Annotated in this window: 5 protein-coding genes; 2 read left to right on the plus strand and 3 right to left on the minus strand. The window is 64.0% G+C overall.

The window, feature by feature from the left end; translation table 11 throughout:
* The 3 genes from EO156_RS23775 to EO156_RS23785 all read right to left on the minus strand — a co-directional run.
* A partial coding sequence (locus EO156_RS23775) for a Com family DNA-binding transcriptional regulator (RefSeq protein ID WP_126936775.1) occupies positions 1-84 on the minus strand: 84 nt, incomplete at its 3' end.
* 25 nt (positions 85-109) lie between these two features.
* Positions 110-1,123 carry a phage portal protein gene (locus EO156_RS23780; RefSeq protein ID WP_016850658.1) on the minus strand — a complete coding sequence of 338 codons (1,014 nt, stop codon included), beginning with the start codon at positions 1,121-1,123 and terminating at the stop codon, positions 110-112.
* A complete protein-coding gene (locus EO156_RS23785; RefSeq protein ID WP_206513895.1) occupies positions 1,123-2,886 on the minus strand; it encodes a terminase ATPase subunit family protein in 1,764 nt (587 codons plus the stop codon). Before EO156_RS23785 ends, EO156_RS23780 begins: the two co-directional genes overlap by 1 nt.
* A 142-nt stretch (positions 2,887-3,028) precedes the next feature.
* On the opposite strand from EO156_RS23785, the gene EO156_RS23790 reads away from it, so the two are divergent.
* Both EO156_RS23790 and EO156_RS23795 read left to right on the plus strand, forming a co-directional pair.
* A complete protein-coding gene (locus EO156_RS23790; RefSeq protein ID WP_029996354.1) occupies positions 3,029-3,871 on the plus strand; it encodes a GPO family capsid scaffolding protein in 843 nt (280 codons plus the stop codon).
* Positions 3,872-3,917: 46 nt separating this feature from the next.
* A partial coding sequence (locus tag EO156_RS23795) for a phage major capsid protein, P2 family (RefSeq protein WP_126936774.1) occupies positions 3,918-4,454 on the plus strand: 537 nt, incomplete at its 3' end.

The raw sequence follows: 4,454 nt of genomic DNA on the forward strand, positions 1-4,454 counted from the left end.
CGGGCACTTGATCTGGATTTCGTCGAAGGCGCCGGCCTTGCACAGCAGGCGGGCGCATTCGCCACAACGGAGGTTCTTGAGCATTGCGTGGTCTTGCGGTGGGAAAGGATTACGCCGTCGCTGGCGGCGCGTACGGGGTGAAGGCGATCACCTCATCGCCCACCCAGTCGTTGATCTTCAACATGCGCGCCTGCAGTGGTTCCAGCTCATTGGCGGCCCACACGGCGGCCGCCTCGCGGATGGACCCGAAGCCGCCAGCGTTCTGCGGCACGATGCCCATGAGTTGCGGCGGGATCCGCAGCGCGGCCAGCATGTCGTCGCGAGTGATGCCCTTGATGCCGCTGAACTCATCCTTGGCCGCCACTTCGCTGACCGGGATCAGCTTCAAGCCATCCTTGTTGCCGCCTGGCGAGTACATGAACAGGTTGCGGAAGTTGCCCGGCCCCTTGGCGCCCTTCATGGCGTTGCGCAGCGCATCCACGTCTTCCTGACTCTGCTGCGGGTCGGTTAGGTACAGGATGAAACCGGCATGCGAGCCGTTGTTGTAGTACTTGCGGCGGAACAATGTGGCCGACTCATTGAGCAGCGCCGACTGCATCGCCGGCATCCACTCGGGCAGGCCGTAGAGCTCCTGATCGACATCGGCCTCGCGTAGCTGGAACACGCTGCCCGGCTCGAACACATGTTCGTCGTGCCAGGTGCGCACTTGGAAGTACTCGCCCTCGGCGATGCCGCGCCGCATGTACTTGGACAGCGGCGCATTCAGCGACAGCGCACCGCCCATGCGGTTGCGGCGGCGCTCGAGGTAGCCATTGCCCAGCGTGATCCAGTCCAGCGACAACTGCTCGAAGGCTTCGCGCGTCAGCAGCCGGTGCGGCTTGAGGGTGCGCGCGAGCGTGTTGCGCTTGAAGATCAGCCCGGACTGCAGGAACGGATTGCTGCGGGTGGTCTTGGACAGGCCATCCAGCGCCACCGGCGGCTCGTACCAGCGCCCGTTCTGCCAGCACTCCAAGTAGTCCAGCACACCGCGCCCATCGAGCACCGGCGTCGGGTCGCCAAAGGTGAAGGCCTCGGCGCGTGCGGGCACTGCAGGCGCGGTAGCGGGCAACTGATCAGTCAACATCAAGAGATCTCCATGAAGCCGGAATTGCGCGCGGTGCGCCCTTCCAGCGGTTCGTTCTGCAGCGCGTGGAACAGTGCCCATGCCAGGTCCGCGTGGCCGGTCTCTTCCGAGCGGCCAGCGGTGAAGGTGGATTGCCGGCCGCTGGCGGTCATCGTCTTGCGGATGGCCATCAACGACTGCGCCACGTCGGTCCAGCCGGCGTCGAACTCCAGTCGCTCGTTGTGGATAACGTCGAACGCCTTGAGCACCAGGCGCGTTTTGACCTCGGGCGAGTAGCTGAAGGTGACCAGATTCGGGAAGAACTGCTTCACCAGCTGTGCCACGCCGCTGCCCATGCCGGTGGTATCGATGCCGATGTAGGTCACCCAATAGCGGCGCGTGATGCGCTCGATCTCGGCGGCCTGCTTGGCAAAGTCCATGCCCCGGAACTGGATGCGCTCCAGCAGCCGGAACTTGCCGCCAGGCTGCTGCGGTGGTGCGAGCACGACCAGGCCGGCGGTATCGCCGGTCTCGGCCGGGTCGTAACCGATCCACACCGCGCGATCGCCGTAGGGGCGCGCGGCGAACGGTTTGTAGTCCTGACCCCACTCCACCCAGCTGTCGACCATGCACGGCTGCAGCATCGCAAGCGGGAAGATGCTGGCGCCGTCGTCGACGAACTCGCACATCAACAGGTTGGCGAAGGCGTCCGGGCTGTATTCCTCGCGCAGCTCATCGATGTCGAACAGGTCGCAGCCACGGCGCTGGGCATCGAGAATGTTGACGATCTGCCGCCACGCGCGGTCTTGGCAGCGGCGCCCACCGGCCAGCGCATCGTGCGAGACCTCGATCTGGATCCGCTGTGCGGCCGGCTTGCCTTTGTTACGGCGCTCGCCGGTCCAGAAGGTGTAGGCCTCGTGCGCCATACTGGACGGCGTGCTGAAGTAGGTCTTGCGCCACTTCTGGTGCATGGCCATGCCGCTGGCAACCTTCTCCAACTCGTTGAACCCGTAGGTCCAGAAGAATTCGTCGAAGTAGAAATTGCCGTGGTAGCCCTGCGCGGTGCGCGCATTGGTGCCCAGGAAGAACAGCTCGGCGCCGTTGGGAAACACGATGGTGTCGCCGCCGGACAGCGTCTCGTCGATCGTCTCGCGCACGAACTGCTGCATGTAGCTACGGAACAGGTGCGCCTGCGACTTGGACGCGCTGAGGAAGATCTGGTTGCGCCCGGTGGTGAGCGCGTCGATCAGCGCCTCGCGGGCGAAGTAGTACGTGGCACCGATCTGACGCGACTTGAGGATGATGCGGGTACGTTGGTTGCCGGCCCGGTACCAGTCGCGCTGATAGTCGAAGCAGCCGTCGACGAACGCCGTGGTGAGCTGTTCGATCTGCTCCTCAGTGAAGTCGTTGCGCTTGGGCTTCTTCTTCGGCGCGGCGTTGCGATTGGCGACAGCTGGATTCAAGTCGGCTTCGTTGCCGCCGCCCTGGTAGCGCTGGATGCGCGCCTGGCGCTCCAGCTGCCGGTGCAGCAGATCAATTTCTTTGAAGTCGCCGCCGGATTTTTCCGGCTTCATGATCAGCACGACCAGGCGCGCTTCCAGTGCGCCGCCGATGCGCTCGACGTTATCTGCGCGATCCCACTCGTCACGCGACTTCCAGCTGTGTACAGTCTTCTCGTTCTCGCCGATGGCCTGCGCAATTTCGGTCACGCGCCATCCCATCCAGTACAGGAACTTGGCCTGTCTGCGGGTGTCCATCGGGAGCTGGGTGGCAACGTTTTGCATGCCGACCAGGGTGCGGCCCACCTCTTAATCCCGACAGTTCAACGACGCGTAATCGCCTTGTTTACATGGTGGTTTCGTTGCTGCGCTTTGCGTCGCGTTTGACCATGGGTCATCGCAAACGCATCCAGCGCAAAGGACACCCATGTCGGGCAAGACCAAGAAGTTCCGTTCCAACTGGTTCCGCGTGGCCGTCGAAGGCGCCACCACTGATGGCCGCACGATTCAGCGCAGCTGGATCGACGACATGGCCGCCACCTACAACCGCGAGACCTACAACGCCCGCATCTGGATCGAGCACATGCGCAGCCTGCTACCGGACTCGCCGTTCCGAGCGTATGGCGATGTCACCGCCGTCAAGGCCGAAGAGGTAGAGATCGACGGCACCAAGCGTCTGGCGCTGTTCGCACAGATCGAGCCGACCGCCGACCTGATCACCATCAACAAGTCCAAGCAGAAGCTCTACACCAGCATCGAGGTGCAGGAGAAGTTCGCCAACACCGGCAAGGCGTATCTGGTCGGCCTGGCCGTGACCGATTCGCCTGCCAGCTTGGGCACCTCCATGCTCAGCTTTGCCAGCCAGAACCCGGATGCCAATCCGCTGGCAGATCGCAAGCAGTCACCGGGCAACTTGTTCACCGTCGCCGAGGAAACCGCGCTGGAATTCAGCGAAGTCAGCGAAGGCCCGGTCGCCAATCTGCTCAGCCGGATCCGCACCGCTCTTAAGAGCGAGGACGCCACCAGCATCACCGCCGCCCAGTTTGCAGACCTCGGCGAAGGCATCGAAGAGATCGCCGAGCACGTGCGCGGCCAGGACGAACGCTTCAACCGCCTGCAGGCCGAGCACGCCGAGCAGAAGAGCAAGCACGAGCAGCTGGCAAACGACCTGGCGCAGCTGCGCGAGTCGCTGTCGCAGCAGCCCGACCCCACGCAGCCCGCACGCCCGGTGGTCACCGGCAGCGGCGCGGCCGTGCTGACCGACTGCTGATCCCACACCACACACACGCCGCAGCGCCACACCCTTCGGAGCCACCATGCAAAACGCCACCCGCCTGCAGTTCAACCAGTTCGCCGAGCAGATCGCCAAGCTCAACGGCATCACCTCCGCCTTCCATTCTTTCGCTGTCGATCCGACCGTGCAGCAGAAGCTGGAAACGCGCATGCAGGAGTCGAGCGAGTTCCTGTCCAAGATCAACATCATCCCGGTGGATGAACTGTCCGGCCAGAAGGTGGGCATCGGCGTCACCGGCAGCATCGCCAGCCGCACCGACACTGGCGCCGGTAAGACCCGCACCCCGCGCAACGTCGCCGCGCTCGACAAGAACGAGTATGTCGCCAAGAAGACCGACTTCGACACCGCGATTCCGTATGCGCTGCTCGATGCCTGGGCCAAGTTCCCGGACTTCCAGGCGCGCCTGCGCGATGCCATCGTCAAGCGTCAGGCGCTGGACCGTCTGCAGATCGGCTTCAACGGTACCCATGCCGCCGCCGACACCGACCGCGCCGCATTCCCGCTGCTGGAAGACGTCAACATCGGTTGGCTGCAGCAGTACCGCACCAAAGCCGCGCAG

The sequence above is a fragment of the Xanthomonas sp. DAR33341 genome (assembly GCF_003992815.1).
Taxonomy (GTDB): Bacteria; Pseudomonadota; Gammaproteobacteria; order Xanthomonadales; family Xanthomonadaceae; genus Xanthomonas; species Xanthomonas cissicola.

Excerpts from the sequence above, each read along its gene's own strand:
- EO156_RS23780 (WP_016850658.1), bottom strand. The coding sequence starts at position 1,123 with ATGTTGACTGATCAGTTGCCCGCTACCGCGCCTGCAGTGCCCGCACGC.
- EO156_RS23790 (WP_029996354.1), top strand. The coding sequence starts at position 3,029 with ATGTCGGGCAAGACCAAGAAGTTCCGTTCCAACTGGTTCCGCGTGGCC.
- EO156_RS23785 (WP_206513895.1), bottom strand. The coding sequence starts at position 2,886 with ATGCAAAACGTTGCCACCCAGCTCCCGATGGACACCCGCAGACAGGCC.